The organism is Massilia mucilaginosa (assembly GCF_011682145.1).
GTDB classification, from domain to species: domain Bacteria; phylum Pseudomonadota; class Gammaproteobacteria; order Burkholderiales; family Burkholderiaceae_D; genus Telluria_A; species Telluria_A mucilaginosa.
In genome coordinates this window covers 145,353-161,136 of the sequence record NZ_WHJH01000003.1, presented here as the reverse complement: position 1 = coordinate 161,136, position 15,784 = coordinate 145,353, and the positions used below count along the sequence as shown (strand labels likewise).

Below are 15,784 nucleotides of genomic sequence, written 5' to 3'. Positions count from 1 at the left end.
CAAGAATAATCAGGAAAGCTGCCCGATGCCGGCCAGCTTCCAGTCGCCGCCGCCCTTGACCGGCTTGGACATATTCCACACCTCGGCCAGCGCTTCGGGCGCGGCGCCGGGGGCCGTGCGGATCTGGCCGCTGAAGCGGACCGTGGCGCGGTAGCTGTCGCCGACCGTTTCCACGCCCAGCAATTCGGACTCGATCGCCACCACTTCGGTGACGCTGGCGCCGGGCGCCTGCATTTGCGGCTGCAGTTCGGCGTACACCTGGGGCGTGGTGAACTGGCGCAGGTCGTTGGCGTCGGCCTTGTCCCAGGTCTTTTGCATGCGGATGAAAGTCGCCTTGGCCTGGCGCAGCAAGGCGCCGGTGTCGACGCCGGGCGGCATGGCCGGCTTGGCGCTGACCGGGGCCGGCGCCGGCTTGGCCGCCGCGTCGCGGCGCCGGATGATGCGGAAACCAAAGAAACCGGCCAGGCCGAACAGCATGACCGCACCGCCGATGTAGACCGTGGGCGGCAATTCCGACGCCGGGGCGGTGGCAGGCGCGGCAGCGGCCGGAGCCTGCTGGGCGCTGGCCATGCCGGGCAGCGCCGACGCGGACAGCGCCGACGCGGCGAAAAGCATGCTTGCAACAAATTTTTTCATCGAACTATTCCTAAAACTTGATACCGGTGTGCAACGCCGCCACCCCGGCCGTCAAATTGAAATACTGGACCCGCTCCAGGCCGGCCGTTTCCATCATGGTCTTGAGGGTTTCCTGGTCCGGATGCATGCGGATCGATTCGGCCAGGTAGCGGTAGCTCTCGGCGTCGCCGGCGATTTTCTGGCCCAGCCACGGCAGCACCGAGAACGAATACACGTCGTAGGGCTTTTGCAGGGGCGCGGCGACCTTGGAAAATTCCAGCACCAGCAGCTTGCCGCCCGGTTTCAGCACGCGCCGCATTTCGGCCAGCGCCTGGTCCTTGTGGGTCATGTTGCGCAAACCAAAAGCCACGCTGACACGGTCGAAGTAATTGTCGGGGAACGGCAGCTTTTCGGCGTCGCACAGCAGGGTCGGCGTGATCAGGCCCTTGTCGAGCAGGCGGTCGCGGCCGACGCGCAGCATCGATTCGTTGATGTCGGTGAGCCAGACTTCGCCGGTCTTGCCGGCCTGTTTGGCGAAGGCCTTGGCCAGGTCGCCCGTGCCGCCGGCGATATCGAGCACCTTGAAGCCGGGGCGCACGCCCGCGTTGGCGATGGTGAAGGTCTTCCACAGCCGGTGCAGGCCGCCCGACATCAGGTCGTTCATCACATCGTACTTGGATGCGACCGAATGGAACACCTTGGCCACTTCGTGGACCTTGTCGTCCTCGGAGACCGTTTTGTAACCGAAATGTGTGCTGTTTGTCATAGTAGGGCTGCCGTTTGTCTGCGTGCATTATACAAGCGACGAACGGCAGCGGCACGCTATGCGGCAAGCGATGCGTTTCCTATTGGCTCCAGGCGCGCGAGCGCTCCACCGCGCGCCGCCATTCGCCCATGCGCTGCACCCGCTCGTCCGCCGCCATGGCGGGATCGAAGCGGCGCTCCATCTGCCACTGGGCGGCGATTTCTTCCTGCGAAGCCCAGAAGCCGACCGCCAGCCCGGCCAGGAAAGCCGCGCCGAGGGCCGTGGTTTCGGTCACCACCGGGCGCACCACCGGCACGCCCAGGATATCGGCCTGGAACTGCATCAACAGGTTGTTGCGGGCGCAGCCGCCGTCGACCCGCAGCTGGGTCAGCGGCATGGCGGCGTCGGCCTGCATGGCTTCGAGCACGTCGGCGCTTTGCAGGGCGATGCTTTCCAGGGTGGCGCGCGCGATGTGCGACTTGTTGGTGCCGCGCGTCATGCCGACCATGGTGCCGCGCGCGTAAGCGTCCCAGTGCGGCGCGCCGAGACCGGCGAAGGCGGGCACGAACAGCACCCCGCCGTTGTCGGGCACGGCCAGCGCCAGCTCTTCGACCTGGTCCGCGTGTGCGATGATGCCGAGGCCGTCGCGCAGCCACTGGATGGCGGCCCCGGCCATGAAGACGCTGCCTTCGAGCAGGTAGTCGGTCCGATTCGCGGTCTGGCCCGGCAAGGTCCAGCCGATTGTGCTGATCAGCTTGTTCTGCGAGATGGTGGCGGCCTGGCCGGTGTGCATCAGCATGAAGCAGCCGGTGCCGTAGGTATTCTTGGCCATGCCGGGGCTGTGGCAAGCCTGGCCGAAGGTGGCGGCCTGCTGGTCGCCGGCAATGCCCGCGATCGGCAGGGCCACGCCGAACAGGCTGGCATCGGTGTGGGCGGCGATGCCGCTGCTGGGGACGATTGCCGGCAACAGGCCGGCGGGAATGTCGAGCAGGGCCAGCAGTTCATCGTCCCACTGCCCCGTGTGGATGTTGAACATCAGGGTGCGCGCGGCGTTGCTGGGGTCGGTCAAGTGCTTGCCGCTCATCTTGAAGATGAGCCAGCTGTCGACGGTGCCGAAGGCCAGCTCGCCTTTGTCGGCACGGGCGCGCGCGCCGGGGACGTTATCGAGCAGCCATTTGAGTTTGGGGCCGGAGAAGTAAGCGTCCAGCACCAGGCCGGTTTTTTGCTGGAACAGCACTTCGTGGCCGGCGGCGCGCAGGGCTTCGCAGCAGGGCGTGCTGCGGCGGTCCTGCCAGACGATGGCGGGGGCCACCGGTTCGCCGGTGGCGCGGTCCCACAGGACGGTCGTTTCGCGCTGGTTGGTGATGCCGATGGCGGCGATGTCGGTGGGCGCTACCTTGTTGGTGCGCAGGACCTCGTCGATGACGGCGCGTTGGGATTGCCAGATGTCGTTGGCGTCGTGTTCGACCCAGCCGGGCTGGGGGAAGAACTGGCGGAACTCCTGCTGCGCCGCGCCGTGAATGAGACCGGCGCGATCGAACAGGATCGCGCGCGAACTGGTGGTGCCCTGGTCGATGGCGAGAATGAATTTGGTCATGCTGGGTCGCTAGTAGATCCGTCGTTCCCGCGAAGGCGGGAACCCAAGTTGTTAGCTCAGACGCTACGGCACGAACTTGGATCCCCGCCTGCGCGGGGATGACGGTTTTGAGGTTCGAGGAAAAACGGACGTAGCTTACCTCCTAACGCGCCCGCCCTTCCTTCCACGCCTGCAGCAAGACGTCATACGCAATCGTCTCGCCCTTCGGCTTCTCGTTGGCCAGCTTCTTCCACGGCGCGGCCTTGTCGCTCAAATACGTGGCCGGATCGACCTTGGGATTGAGCTTCGGCGGGCAATGCTGCATCCCGGCGCGCTGCAAACGCGCCATGACCGAATCCATTTCCTCGGCCAGGTTATCCATCGCCGCCTGCGGGGTCTTTTCGCCGCTGACCGCGGTGGCCACGTTCTTCCACCACAGCTGCGCCATCTTCGGATAGTCGGCCACGTTGTTCCCGGTCGGGCTCCACGCCACCCGCGCCGGGCTGCGGTAGAACTCGATCAAGCCGCCGTATTTATCCGCGTTCTTGGTAAAGTACTCGTGCTTGATATCCGACTCGCGAATGAAGGTCAGGCCGGTGATCGACTTCTTGAGCGACACCGTCTTGGACGTGACGAACTGCGCATACAGCCACGCCGCCGCGCGCCGGTCCGGCGGGGTCGATTTGAAGAACGTCCACGCACCCACGTCCTGGTAACCGTTCTGCATGCCCTCTTTCCAGTACGGACCGTGCGGCGACGGCGCCATGCGCCATTTCGGCTTGCCGTCGGCCTGCACCACCGGCAGGCCCGGTTTCATCATCGAGGCGGTAAACGCCGTGTACCAGAAAATCTGCTGCGCCACTTCACCCTGCGCCGGCACCGGGCCGGATTCGGAGAAGGTCATCCCGCCCGCCTGCGGCGGTGCGTACTTCTTCATCCAGTCGACATACTTGGTCAGCGCGAACACCGAGGCTGGCGAATTGGTGGCCCCGCCGCGCGCAACCGCCGCACCGACCGGCGTGCACTTGTCGGCCGCGACGCGGATGCCCCATTCGTCGACCGGCAGGCCGTTCGGAATGCCCTTGTCGGCGGCGCCAGCCATCGACAGCCAGGCATCGGTGAAACGCCAGCCCAGCGACGGATCCTTTTTGCCGTAGTCCATATGGCCGAACACCTTCTTGCCGTCGATGTTCTTCACATCGTTGGTGAAGAATTCGGCGATGTCTTCATACGCCGACCAGTTCTGCGGCACACCGAGCTCGTAGCCGTACTTGGCCTTGAACTTGTCTTTCAGGTCCTTGCGCGCGAACCAGTCGGCGCGGAACCAGTACAGGTTGGCGAACTGCTGGTCGGGCAGCTGATACAGCTTGCCGTCCGGCGCGGTGGTAAAACTCGATCCGATGAAGTCCTTCAGGTCCAGGCCCGGATTGGTGAACGGCTTGCCCTCGCCGGCCATGTAGTCCGACAGCGGCATGATCGCGCCGTAGCGGTAATGGGTGCCGATCAGGTCCGAGTCCGAGACCCAGCCGTCGTAAATACTCTTACCCGACTGCATGGAGGTCTGCAACTTCTCGACCACGTCGCCTTCCTGGATGATGTCGTGCTTGACCTTGATGCCGGTGATTTCTTCGAAGGCCTTGGCCAGCACCTTCGATTCGTAGACGTGGGTATCGATGGTTTCGGAGACCACGCTGATTTCCTTGATGCCCTTGGCCTTGAGCTTGGCGGCGGCGTCGATGAACCACTTCATTTCGTCCATCTGCTGCTGCTTCGACAGCGAGGACGGCTGGAATTCCTGGCCAATCCATTTTTCGGCCTGCTTGGTGTCGGCCCAAGCGCTCGCCGTGGCCAGCAATGCAGCCGCCATCAGTGTCATTTTCAGTTTCATGTCTCCGCCTTTTTTTATATGTACATCGTTAAGAAAGTACCCCACCTGTGCGCAGCTAGCAGGTCAGCCCCAGCGCATCACAATCAACAACACCACAAAACCGATCGCCGCGCCGAAGCCCTGATGCAGATCGGAGAGGCCCGCCCATGCGAGGTTAACATAGGCGGCCGTCAAGAGGCCAATAAACAAACGGTCGCCGCGCGTGGTCGCCATCGGCAGAAAACCGCGCCGCTCGATCGACGGCGAACGTACCTGCCAGATCGTCATCCCGGCCAGCATCAGGCCGATGCAGCTGAAAAAAATCGCCACCGGCGCGGTCCACGCCATCCATGAAAACAGGTTTTCCATCTCACACCCTCCCCATGGCAAAGCCCTTGGCAATATGATTGCGGACGAACCAGATCACCAGCGCGCCCGGCACGATGGTCAGCACGCCGGCCGCGGCCAGCACGCCCCAGTCCATGCCGCCGGCCGAGACGGTGCGCGTCATGATGGCGGTGATCGGCTTGGCGTCCACCGACGTCAAGGTACGCGCCAGCAGCAGTTCGACCCAGCTGAACATGAAGCAGAAGAAGGCGGTCACGCCCACGCCCGATTTGATCAGCGGCAGGAAGATCTTGAAGAAGAAGCGCGGGAAGCTGTAGCCGTCGATGTAGGCCGTCTCGTCGATCTCTTTCGGAATGCCGGACATGAAGCCTTCCAGGATCCACACCGCCAGCGGCACGTTGAACAGCATGTGAACCAGCGCCACGGCCAGGTGGGTATCCATCAGGCCGACCGTGGAATAGAGCTGGAAGAACGGCAGGAGGAACACCGCCGGCGGCGTCATGCGGTTGGTCAGCAGCCAGAAAAACAGATGCTTGTCGCCGATGAAGGAATAGCGCGAGAACGCATACGCGGCCGGCAACGCCACCGCCACCGACATCACCATGTTCATCATCACGTAGATCATGGAGTTGATGTAGCCGCTGTACCACGACGGATCGGTGAAGATGGTGCGGTAGTTCGCCAAGGTGAACTCGCGCGGGAACAAGGTGAGCGCCCCGGTGATTTCTTCGTTGGTCTTGAACGACATGTTCAGCATCCAGTAGATGGGCAGCATCGCCAGCACCAGGTAGAACACCAGCAGCGGTGTGGACATGCGCTTCATTTGGACTCTCCCGTGCCAAGACGTTGCATCCAGCTATAGAGCACAAAGCAGAACAGCAGGATGATGAGGAAGTAAATCAAGGAGAACGCGGCGGCCGGACCCAGGTCGAACTGGCCCACGGCTTTTTGCGTCAGGTACTGCGACAGGAAGGTGGTGGCGTTGCCAGGCCCGCCGCCGGTCAGCACGAACGGTTCGGTGTAGATCATGAAGCTGTCCATGAAGCGCAGCAGCACGCCGATCATCAGCACATTGCGCATCTTGGGCAGTTCGATGTAGCGGAACACGGCAAAGCGCGAGGCGCCGTCGATGCGCGCCGCCTGGTAATAGGCGTCGGGGATCGAGCGCAGGCCGGCGTAGGCCAGCAGCACCACCAGCGGCGTCCAGTGCCACACATCCATCACCAGCACCGTCACCCAGGCGTCAACCACGCTGCCGGTGTAGTTGTAGCTGATGCCCATGCGGTTGATGGTATTGCCCATCAAGCCGATGTCGTCGCGGCCGAAAATCTGCCAGATGGTGCCGACCACGTTCCAGGGAATCAGGAGCGGCAAGGCGATCAGCACCAGCGCCAGCGAGGCGCGCCAGCCGCTGGCCGGCATGGTCAGCGCGATCAGGATACCGAGCGGGAGCTGGATCAGCAGCACCGCCATCGAAAAGCCCAGCTGGCGCACCAGCGCGCCATGCAGCTCGCTGTCGCGCATGATCATCTTGAACCATTCGGTGCCGACGAACACGCTGTTGGTCGGGCTCAGAATATCCTGCACCGAGTAGTTCACGATGGTCATCAAGGGCAGCACGGCCGAAAAGGCCACGCAGATGATCACCGGGAGCACCAGCAGCCAGGCGCGGTTGTTATAGGTTTTCATGTCAGGCCACCCGCTTGTCGTTGACGTAGTAAAGAGTGCGCTCGGGCGGAAAGCGCAGCCACACCGCTTCGCCGGCACGCGCCGGCGCGCTGCGCAGCTTGGCCGTCACGGTATGGCTGCCCACGGCAAAATCGGCCATGAAGTGCGTGCCCATGTTGCGCACGCTGGCCACCGTGGCGGCCACGGTGTCGGCTCCCTGCACGGCTGCGCATTCGACGAATTCGGGACGGATGCCGATGGTGATGGCCGCGCCCCCGGCCAGTGCGGTTTGAGCGCTTGCGGGCAGGTTGACGCCGTCGGCGCCGGGGTAGGCGCGGCCGTCGCGCACCGGGCAGGCCAGCAGGTTCATGCCGGGGTTGCCGATGAAGTAGCCCACGAAGGTGTGCGCCGGTTCCTCGAACAGTTCCTGCGCACTGCCGGTCTGCACCACTTCGCCCTGGGTCATCACGACCACCTTGTCGGCGAAGGTCAGCGCTTCGACCTGGTCGTGCGTGACGTAGATCAGCGAGAGTTTGAGTTCGTGATGGATTTCCTTGAGCTTGCGGCGCAGCAGCCACTTGAGGTGCGGGTCGATCACCGTGAGCGGCTCGTCGAACAGCACCGCCGCCACATCGGGTCGCACCAGGCCGCGGCCGAGCGAAATCTTTTGCTTGGCGTCGACCGCCAGGCCGCTGGCGCGCTGTTTCAGCTCGCTGGACAGTTCCAGCATGCCCGCGATGTGTTCGACGCGTTTGCGTACCTCGGCTTCTTTCCAGCCGCGGTTACGCAGCGGGAAAGCCAGGTTGTCGAACACCGTCATGGTGTCGTAGATGACGGGGAACTGGAACACCTGCGCGATGTTGCGCGCTTCGGGCGGCAGGTCGGTGACATCCTTGCCGTCGAAAATCACGCGTCCGTGCGACGGGCGCACCAGGCCCGAGATGATGTTGAGCAGCGTTGTCTTGCCGCAGCCGGATGGACCAAGCAGCGCATAGGCGCCGCCGTCGTCCCAGGTCAGGTTCATGGGGCGCAGGGCGTAGTCTTCAGGCTTCTGCGGGTTCGGTTTGTAGGCATGCGCCAGGTCGGGCAGTTCGATGCGGGCCATTACACTGCCTCCTGGATCTGCGGGGGCGCGAACAGCAAGGCGCCGCCGGGTGCGAACACGAACAAGTCATCCGGACGCAGGTACACGGTGCACGGCACGCCGAGGTCGAGGTTATGCACGCCGGTCAGTTGCGCCACCAGCCCGATCGGGCCGCGCTGCAAGTGGACATAGGTTTCCGAGCCGCTGATTTCGGCCAGTTCGACCTGGCACTGGATCGGAAAATCGTCGGCGTGCAGAGGCGCCAGGCGCAGGCTGTGGGCGCGCAGGCCGAGCACCACCTCGCCATGCTGCGCGGCCTGGCGGCGCTGGGCCTCGTTCAGGGGAATCGCCAGGTCGCCCGCCACCAGTGCCATGCCGTCAGGGCCGACGCTGGCCGTCACCAGGTTGATCGGCGGGTCGCTGAAGGTGCGCGCGCTCTGGACCGAATTGGGTGCGTTGAACACATCGAGCGTGGCGCCATGCTGCAGCAGGCGTCCTTCGTGCAGCAGCACCGTGTGGCCGCCCAGCTGCAAGGCTTCGAGCGGCTCGGTGGTGGCGTAGACGACGGTGGTTTTGCCTTCCGCGAACAGGGCGCCGAGCTCCTTGCGCAATTCTTCGCGCAGCTTGTAATCGAGGTTGACCAGCGGCTCGTCGAGCAGCAGCAGGGCCGATTCCTTGATCAGCGCGCGCGCCAGCGCGGTGCGCTGCTGCTGGCCGCCGGACAGCTGCGCCGGCAGCTTGTCGAGGTGCGCCGAGATGTGCAGGCGCTCGGCCATGCTCGTCACACGGGTGCGGATCTCGGCCTCGGGCACGCGCTTGATGCGCAGCGGCGACGCGATGTTGTCAAATATCGTAAACGACGGATAGTTGATGAACTGCTGGTACACCATCGCCAGGTCGCGCTGGCGCACCGGCAGGCCGGTCACGTCCTTGCCGCCGGCGATCACCTTGCCGTGCGTGGGCCGGTCCAGGCCCGCCATGACCCGCATCAGCGAGGTCTTGCCGGCCTGCGTGGTGCCCAGCAGGACGTTGATGGTACCGGGTACCAGTTCGAGCGACATCGGGTACAGGTGATCCTGCGCCCCGTACTTCGTGCTCACGTTTTCCAATGACAGCTGCATTTCGTCTCCTATTGTCGGGGCCTCGACTAACCTGCTGCGCGGCGCCATTTTCGCCCTGCGATGCTCACCGTACTTTCGTACGGCTGCGCTTCTCGGACAAAACTGGCACCGCTCGCTACGGTTTTTCGAGGCCCCTTTTCTCGTCTTTTACTGCATCCCTGTCGCGGGATTTGCTTGTATTTGCTTGTTCTACTTGCGGAATTCGGTGATCCAGGCATCGACTGCGATGGCCGCATCGGCGGGCAGATGCAAGCCCAGTTTGGAACGGCGCCACAGCATGTCGGTTGCCGTGGTGGCCCATTCATGATCGATCCAGTACACCGCTTCGGCTTCGTACAGGCCGGGCACGATCTGCGCGCCCATGGCGGCGATGCTGCTGCGCTGGTCGATCACCAGGTGGATGCGGGTGCCGTAGGCGCGCGCGTAGCGTGCCACCAGCGGCGCCGGCAGCCACGCGTACTGCTCCTGCAGGCCGGCCACGAAACGGTCGAATTCGAGCACGCTGCGGTTGTCCGGCAGCGGACCGTGCACGTCGCCGCCGGGCAGGCAGGCGTCGACGGTCCATGGCCCGTGGCTGTTGCCCAGCCTTGGTGCGATCAGGTCGACGGCTTGCTCGGCCAGCTTGCGGAAGGTGGTGATCTTGCCGCCGAAGATGGAGAGCATCGGCGCGCCCTTGTCATCGAGCTCGAAGGTGTAGTCGCGCGTGACGTCGGAGGCGTCGCTCGACTCGTCGTCGAGCAGCGGGCGCACGCCGGAGTAGCTCCACACCACGTCGGCCGGCGTGATGGATTTACTGAAGTAACGGCTCGACAGCGCGCACAGGTAGTCGATTTCGGCCTGGTCGATTTCGACCTTGCCGGCGTCGCCATGGTATTCGAGGTCGGTGGTGCCGATCAGGGTGAAGTCCTGCTCGTACGGAATGGCGAACACCACGCGCCCGTCCGGGTGCTGGAAGATGTAGGCATACGGATGCTCGTACAGGCTCCGCACGACGATATGGCTGCCTTTGATGAGGCGCACCGATTTGTCGGCCGGCCCCGGGTTGGTCCCCTGCAGAAAGCGCGAGGCCCATGGTCCGGCGGCGTTGACGATGCAGCGCGCGCTGACATCCATGGCCGAACCGTCGGCGCGCCGCAGACGCGCTTCCCAGCGCTCGCCCTGGCGCCGCGCCGACTCGCAGGCGGTGCGGGTAAACACGTGCGCGCCTTTGCTGGCGGCGTCGATCGCGTTGAGCACCACCAGGCGCGCATCGTCGACCCAGCCGTCGGAATACACGAAGCCGCGCGTAAAGTCCGGCTTGAGCGGCGCGCCGGCCGCATGGCGGCGCAGGTCGATGCCCTCGGAACCGGGCAGCAGCTCGCGCCGCGCCAGGTGATCGTACAGGAACAGGCCTGCGCGGATCATCCAGGCCGGGCGCTGGCCCTTGTCGACCGGGGTGACGAAGCGCATCGGCCACATGATGTGCGGGGCGGCGCGCAGCAGCACTTCGCGTTCGATCAGCGCCTTGCGCACCAGGCCGAATTCGTACTGCTCCAGATAACGCAGGCCGCCGTGAATCAGCTTGGTGGCCGCCGACGAGGTGTGCGAGGCCAGGTCGTCCTTCTCGCACAGGACCACGGACAGGCCGCGCCCCGCTGCGTCACGGGCGATGCCGGCGCCATTGACGCCGCCGCCGACCACCAGTACATCACACGCGATATTGCCCGCCTTGTCCATGCCGCTCTCGCTTCAATTGGGGATGTTGAATTCACTGCAAAGATAAACAATACGACAAGAACGAAAAAAATGAAACAACAATTTATGTGTTTGTTTTCGTTTTAGTTCGTTTGTGATAAATTTGGCGCTTTTACAGGAGCCCACATGACGCTCAATCCACGCCAGCGCCGTATCCTCGACGCCGTGCGCCAGCAGGTGACGGTATCGCTCGAAGCGCTCGCGCAGCAGCTGGAAGTCACGCCGCAAACCGTGCGGCGCGATGTCAAGCTGATGGAAGAAGCGGGCCTGCTGGCACGCTACCACGGCGGCGTGGGCCTGCCCTCGTCGGTCCAGAACATCGACTACAGCGACCGCCAGGTGCTCAACGTGGACGCCAAGCGCCGCATCGCCAGCGCGGTGGCGGCGCAAGTGCCGTCGCACTGTTCGCTGTTGATCAATATAGGCACCACCACCGAAGAAGTGGCGCGCGCCCTGGTGCATCACCAGGGACTGCACGTGGTCACCAACAACCTCAATGTGGCGTCCATCCTGTGCGACAGCCCGGGCTGCGAAGTCATTCTGGCCGGCGGCGTGGTGCGCGGGCGCGACCGCGGCATCGTCGGCGAGACCACCATCGATTTCATCCGCCAGTTCAAGGTCGATATCGGCATCATCGGCATTTCGAGCATCGAGCCCGATGGCACCCTGCGCGACTTCGACCCGCGCGAAGTCAAGGTGGCGCAGGCCATCATCGAACAGTCGCGCGCCGTGTGGCTGGTGGCCGACCACGACAAGTTCGGCCGCCAGGCCCTGATGCGCATGGCCCATGCCTCGCAGATCGACGTGCTGTTCACCGACGCCAAACCGCCCGAGGCGCTGGCCCGTGTACTGCGCGAGGCCAAGGTTAATGTTGTAATTGCGCAATAATCAAGCTGAGCGCTGGGCCGCTGGCGGTTTTTGGGGGATGATTGGTGTTACCCTGTCTCCCCCTGTTTTGTTAGCCAATGAGCATGTTTACTTTTCTGATGATTATTGCGGTGCTGGCGATCGTGGCCGGCGCCGTGGCGGCTGGTTACTTCTACCTGCAGCGCAGTCAAGTCAGCAGGCTGGCCGGCGATTTCAAGCTGTATGCACCGTATCTGGTCGAGCAAACGGCACGCGTGCGCCTGCGCGTACAGCCGCTGGGACGTGAATACATCGGCGAAGAAGATGCCGAGGCCTACGCCGAGATGAAAAAACTGTGGTCGGGCATGACCAACCACCGCATGAAACTGATCGGCACCTTCGCGTCCGACGAAAACGACCGCGTGTACATCATCGGCCAGCACCCCGACAACAAGATCGTCGGCCTGGTGGGCCTGCAGCGCGGCATGCGCCCGTTCGTCGAATTCTTCAAGCTCTCGGGCAGCGGCACCATGGGGGTGCTGAGCGGCGCGCCCGGTGCGCGCCCCATGCGCCTGGCCACCCTGACGGTCGAACCGAAGCAAAATCCGGCGTGGCGGTCGGCGGTCGAAGCGTTTGCCTCCACGGCCGAAGGGCGAGCGCTCGACGTCAACAACCTGATCGTGCTGTTCGAGCGCGTGCATTCGGCGCGCATGGATCACCAGCTCAAAGCCGCACCAACCCTGGCCGAAATCAAGTCGCACGCCGCCGCGCAGGGCGCCGCCGATACCCTGCACGGCCAGCAGCTCGACCACGCGCTCGAGATCAACCACGTGGCCTGGCGCGACGCCGTGCAGGTGGCACTGCTCGACAACACCAGGCGCAAGCTCAAACTGACCGTCGACACCTGGTCGCGGCTCGAACCGCAGCTGATCGTCATCCACGCGGGCATGGATGTCGACGACGTCATCGCCAAGCTGGCGGAGTATCCGATGGTCGATGCGCTGGGCGTGCAGCTCAAGGCGCAGGAGCTCGGACCGCTGGAGATTTTCAAGCAGATCAACGAGCAGCTGGCGCCGGCCGAACGGCGCCGCCTGGTGGTCGAATTGAATTCCCCGGTAGCCGCCGCGATCTACGCCCGTGCCGGCGCGATGCAGTCGGCCGGCGTGCCGGCGCAGGCGATGGCGGCATGATGTTGAAGCCATCGACCGCGCCCACTCGCGATGCGCAGGTAGAGCTGGCGGATGCTCAGGTTCTCGCCCTGGGCCAGATTGGTCAGCAGTTGCTGGCCGCTGCGCTGGCCGTCCTGGGCGAACAAACCACGGCGCTCAGCCCCATCAAGAAAGCGGACGGCATGAAGGCGGTGCTGGTACCGACCGGCGCCAGCACCGCCCTCATGATCGAAAGTCGCCGGGCCACCGGGTATGACACCGGCATGGCCCGGGAAGGCGCGCTGGTCTATTTGATCGACACCGCGGCGGGGAGCGGCAATGGACCGATCAAGGTGATCGGACCGGCTGCCGGCGACGCTGGGCGCAGGACAGTCGCTCACGGCCGGCAAAGTGACCGTCCATGTTGTCAGCGCTGGCGCTGATGGCGATACGGTCACGGTTCGCATCGGCGATGGAAGGAAAAATCGGGATGGTGTCCGCAGCCCTTGTGCGCGTGCTCGTTAGCGGGCTTGTACAGCTGATCCCACGAAAACAAGCCGGTGTCATGCATGTCCGAGAAGATCGGCCGCACCGCGTAGCTCCGCAGCGGTTCGAGCGCCATGGCGCTTCAAGGCGGCGTACGACCGTAGTACTCGTTCATTAACCGAGCAGCAATCCGCGCGGTCTTACTCACGTCCTTCTCGGACGACGCTCGTACCAGTTGACTCACCGTAGCATCTTTCAATTCTATATCCCGGAAACCATGCTGCTCGGCGAAATCTATCCAACGTTTCAATGGCTTGTCAGACGTCAATTTTCCAATCACACGGATATCACCCGCAAAAACACTGTTCAGATAATAGGACCAACGCTCCTGGGTCAGGCGGTTTAGCATCTGGGACGCTTCTTCCGCAGCGGCCCAGGCGACGCCGTACGAGTTGCCCAATACAACGCAAAGCAAAGCGGTAATGCAAGCAGGTAGCGCAGGAGTCGGAATCGTCGTACCCAGCTTCGCCAAATTCTTTACTGGTGACGCTTCGTTATAAAAGTTATTGAGCCCTTCATGGGCTTTTATGATTGCATCGGCGGCTTTCACAAACGCGTCGCTGCGAAGATTTTCAGGGACGAAATCGAAACCCTTCACCTTCAGCAGCGCGCTCTTCAAACCGCTCACAACCGTGGTTTTGCCATCCGCATACGCTTCCGCGTAAGTCCGCCCGATTTGCCATTTTTCCGTATCGCGCAAACTTGGCCAGATAGCCGGCACCACCACATTGATATTTGCAAGGGCATGGTCCAAATTTCCGCCCGCATTTTTCTTCGCTGCGCTCATGAGCACACTGATCGTGAGCTTATAGAAAAAATACGGCGAACTCTTCAGCATGACGACGTGCGGATCCTCATCAACCAGCGTCGCCCCTTCCAACGCCTTGCGAAAATCCACGAATTTTTTTGCGACTTCTATTTTCGGACGTCCCAACACGCCTTTCACACAGGCTTTTAGCGAAGATATCGCTTCCGATTCATCAATGTCTTCCGAATCGCTTTCCAAAGAATCCATCTGGGAAAAGTGCGTTATCAGTTCGTACGTATGCCTGAGTCGAAGACCATCGGTGGGGGAAACAATTCCCAACTCTTCCGCCAGACGTATCGTATCCTTGACAGTCAGGATATCATCCACGTCGTCATCTTCATCGACGTCCAGTTTTCCGAGCATTTCCCCCAACAGGCGCACGCCAACGGTGGCCAGCTCTTTTTTCAGAGCGGTAATGGTCTTTCCCCACAAATAGCTGACCGCCATTTCGTAGTGGCGCGATTCGAACGCGGCAACCAGTTGAGCCTTATCCTTCGTACTCAACTGCAATGCATAATCCGAAATTTGGACGGGCGATTTCGCCTCCGCGGGAAGCGTTCCATTTTCTTGCTGCCAAACCGTCATATTATCCATGTTCGCTCCCATTAAATTCGGACCATCCGTCTTGCGACTGCATGAACGCTGCACGAAGGTCGTGTCCAACTTTTGCACTAAGACTGCGAAAAGCGCGTCGACGCGCTCCTCCTTGAACAACACCGGCAGCGGCTGTCGCCTCGGGCTCCAGCTTGACAAAACAATTATAGCCAAGCAGACGCCCGCTGCTGTCGAACAGAATGATCCCGTCGGAGTTGAGCATCCCCTGAAGCAAATAGCCTTTGCTTTCAAGTCTTGACTGTTGGGCAGGATCTTTTTTGAATTCGTTGATTAATGCCGGGAAATCGATTGGCTCGTCGAAAATGACGCCGTCTTCGGCCAGGAAGCCAGGCGGCTGCTCAAGGTCCGTGACCGCAATGATGCAACCGTGTGATTTTCGGAGAGTGTCAAACAACAGGCGGGTGACATAGCCGTGCGCCGCCTCGCGAACGTTAGAGTCCGTCCTGGCCACAATCGCCAGGACCAACTCGTCGAGAAATTGCAAGGGTGGCGCGGCGTCTTCTTTGCGATGATTCAGGAACACATAATGAAAAGCCCCCTGATTCGAACGAATTTCCACACACTCATCAGCAACTTGAAAAACCTTTACAACCGAGAATGGATTGTTCTCGCTCATCAAAACCTGATCGACCAGCACCGCAATGGGATTTCCGGAATCCTTGAAAACGCCGTATTCGATCGTTCCAGCCAGGTCCTCGATGTAAATCATCCACCCGCCAGCCGCAAGCGGAGCACATTTCTTTATGGCGGTCTTGAGTCCGTCGACGTCTCTGCTCGTGCTTCCGATCTTCATGCGTTCGCCGCCCGGAAGCATTGCACTCAACAGCTTCATGTCATCGGTCAAATAGACTTTGGGAACGAGCTTGACGCCCTCTTCCATATATCGCGCCAGAAGAACCACAAGCTCAACCAAATGCAATGAGTTGGCAAGAAATGGCAATTTGCTGCTATGGCAAAACTCAGCGACGCCTCCGAGCAACTGAGTCCGAAACGTGATGTTAACGGCCATGTCGTTACCTCCGCAGCAAAGTTAACACAACACTACGCCGCTGCCGGATTTTTC

Annotated in this window: 16 protein-coding genes; 3 read left to right on the top strand and 13 right to left on the bottom strand. The window is 62.3% G+C overall.

All coding sequences use genetic code 11. The annotated features are described in order from the left end of the window. Positions 1-9: 9 nt before the first annotated feature. From F2P45_RS04670 to glpD, 10 genes are all read right to left on the bottom strand, one after another. The gene (locus F2P45_RS04670) at positions 10-636 is read right to left on the bottom strand and encodes a Tim44 domain-containing protein (protein ID WP_166870974.1); all 627 of its coding nucleotides are present in this window, start codon (positions 634-636) and stop codon (positions 10-12) included. A 10-nt stretch (positions 637-646) separates the two neighbouring features. Beyond that, complete coding sequence (gene ubiE / locus F2P45_RS04665) at positions 647-1,381, bottom strand: bifunctional demethylmenaquinone methyltransferase/2-methoxy-6-polyprenyl-1,4-benzoquinol methylase UbiE (protein WP_166870972.1); 735 nt, start codon at positions 1,379-1,381, stop codon at positions 647-649. 79 nt (positions 1,382-1,460) lie between these two features. Further along, the gene (gene glpK / locus F2P45_RS04660; protein ID WP_166870970.1) at positions 1,461-2,957 is read right to left on the bottom strand and encodes a glycerol kinase GlpK; all 1,497 of its coding nucleotides are present in this window, start codon (positions 2,955-2,957) and stop codon (positions 1,461-1,463) included. 142 nt (positions 2,958-3,099) lie between these two features. Then, on the bottom strand, positions 3,100-4,824 hold the full coding sequence (locus tag F2P45_RS04655; RefSeq protein ID WP_166870968.1) for an ABC transporter substrate-binding protein: 1,725 nt from the start codon (positions 4,822-4,824) through the stop codon (positions 3,100-3,102). Between the two features lie 63 nt (positions 4,825-4,887). After that, positions 4,888-5,163: a DUF2160 domain-containing protein gene (locus F2P45_RS04650; protein WP_370661616.1), complete on the bottom strand. Its 276-nt coding sequence runs from the start codon at positions 5,161-5,163 to the stop codon at positions 4,888-4,890. Positions 5,164-5,173: 10 nt separating this feature from the next. Beyond that, positions 5,174-5,974, bottom strand: a complete 801-nt coding sequence (locus F2P45_RS04645; protein WP_166870965.1) for a carbohydrate ABC transporter permease — start codon at positions 5,972-5,974, stop codon at positions 5,174-5,176. After that, the gene (locus F2P45_RS04640; RefSeq protein ID WP_166870963.1) at positions 5,971-6,840 is read right to left on the bottom strand and encodes a carbohydrate ABC transporter permease; all 870 of its coding nucleotides are present in this window, start codon (positions 6,838-6,840) and stop codon (positions 5,971-5,973) included. The genes F2P45_RS04645 and F2P45_RS04640 overlap by 4 nt, the downstream gene beginning before the upstream one ends. 1 nt (position 6,841) lies before the next feature. Beyond that, a complete protein-coding gene (locus tag F2P45_RS04635) occupies positions 6,842-7,924 on the bottom strand; it encodes an ABC transporter ATP-binding protein (protein WP_166870961.1) in 1,083 nt (360 codons plus the stop codon). Next, positions 7,924-9,024, bottom strand: a complete 1,101-nt coding sequence (locus F2P45_RS04630) for an ABC transporter ATP-binding protein (protein WP_166870959.1) — start codon at positions 9,022-9,024, stop codon at positions 7,924-7,926. Before F2P45_RS04630 ends, F2P45_RS04635 begins: the two co-directional genes overlap by 1 nt. A 189-nt stretch (positions 9,025-9,213) precedes the next feature. Then, positions 9,214-10,740: a glycerol-3-phosphate dehydrogenase gene (gene glpD / locus F2P45_RS04625; protein WP_166870957.1), complete on the bottom strand. Its 1,527-nt coding sequence runs from the start codon at positions 10,738-10,740 to the stop codon at positions 9,214-9,216. Between the two features lie 144 nt (positions 10,741-10,884). On the opposite strand from glpD, the gene F2P45_RS04620 reads away from it, so the two are divergent. The 3 genes from F2P45_RS04620 to F2P45_RS04610 all read left to right on the top strand — a co-directional run bounded on the left by F2P45_RS04620 (position 10,885) and on the right by F2P45_RS04610 (position 13,195). Then, positions 10,885-11,646, top strand: coding sequence for a DeoR/GlpR family DNA-binding transcription regulator (locus F2P45_RS04620; RefSeq protein ID WP_166870955.1), 762 nt, complete (start codon positions 10,885-10,887; stop codon positions 11,644-11,646). 83 nt (positions 11,647-11,729) lie between these two features. Continuing rightward, on the top strand, positions 11,730-12,794 hold the full coding sequence (locus tag F2P45_RS04615) for a hypothetical protein (RefSeq protein ID WP_166870953.1): 1,065 nt from the start codon (positions 11,730-11,732) through the stop codon (positions 12,792-12,794). Next, the gene (locus tag F2P45_RS04610; protein WP_166870951.1) at positions 12,791-13,195 is read left to right on the top strand and encodes a hypothetical protein; all 405 of its coding nucleotides are present in this window, start codon (positions 12,791-12,793) and stop codon (positions 13,193-13,195) included. Before F2P45_RS04615 ends, F2P45_RS04610 begins: the two co-directional genes overlap by 4 nt. A gap of 11 nt (positions 13,196-13,206) precedes the next feature. Here F2P45_RS04610 and F2P45_RS04605 read toward each other — a convergent pair whose 3' ends face one another. From F2P45_RS04605 to F2P45_RS04595, 3 genes are read right to left on the bottom strand one after another with little or no spacing between them, the layout of a single operon-like run. Beyond that, complete coding sequence (locus F2P45_RS04605; protein ID WP_166870949.1) at positions 13,207-13,374, bottom strand: gamma-butyrobetaine hydroxylase-like domain-containing protein; 168 nt, start codon at positions 13,372-13,374, stop codon at positions 13,207-13,209. Between the two features lie 6 nt (positions 13,375-13,380). Then, positions 13,381-14,700 carry a hypothetical protein gene (locus tag F2P45_RS04600; protein WP_166870947.1) on the bottom strand — a complete coding sequence of 440 codons (1,320 nt, stop codon included), beginning with the start codon at positions 14,698-14,700 and terminating at the stop codon, positions 13,381-13,383. Beyond that, positions 14,693-15,730, bottom strand: coding sequence for a hypothetical protein (locus F2P45_RS04595; protein WP_166870945.1), 1,038 nt, complete (start codon positions 15,728-15,730; stop codon positions 14,693-14,695). Before F2P45_RS04595 ends, F2P45_RS04600 begins: the two co-directional genes overlap by 8 nt. Between the last annotated feature and the right edge of the window lie 54 nt (positions 15,731-15,784).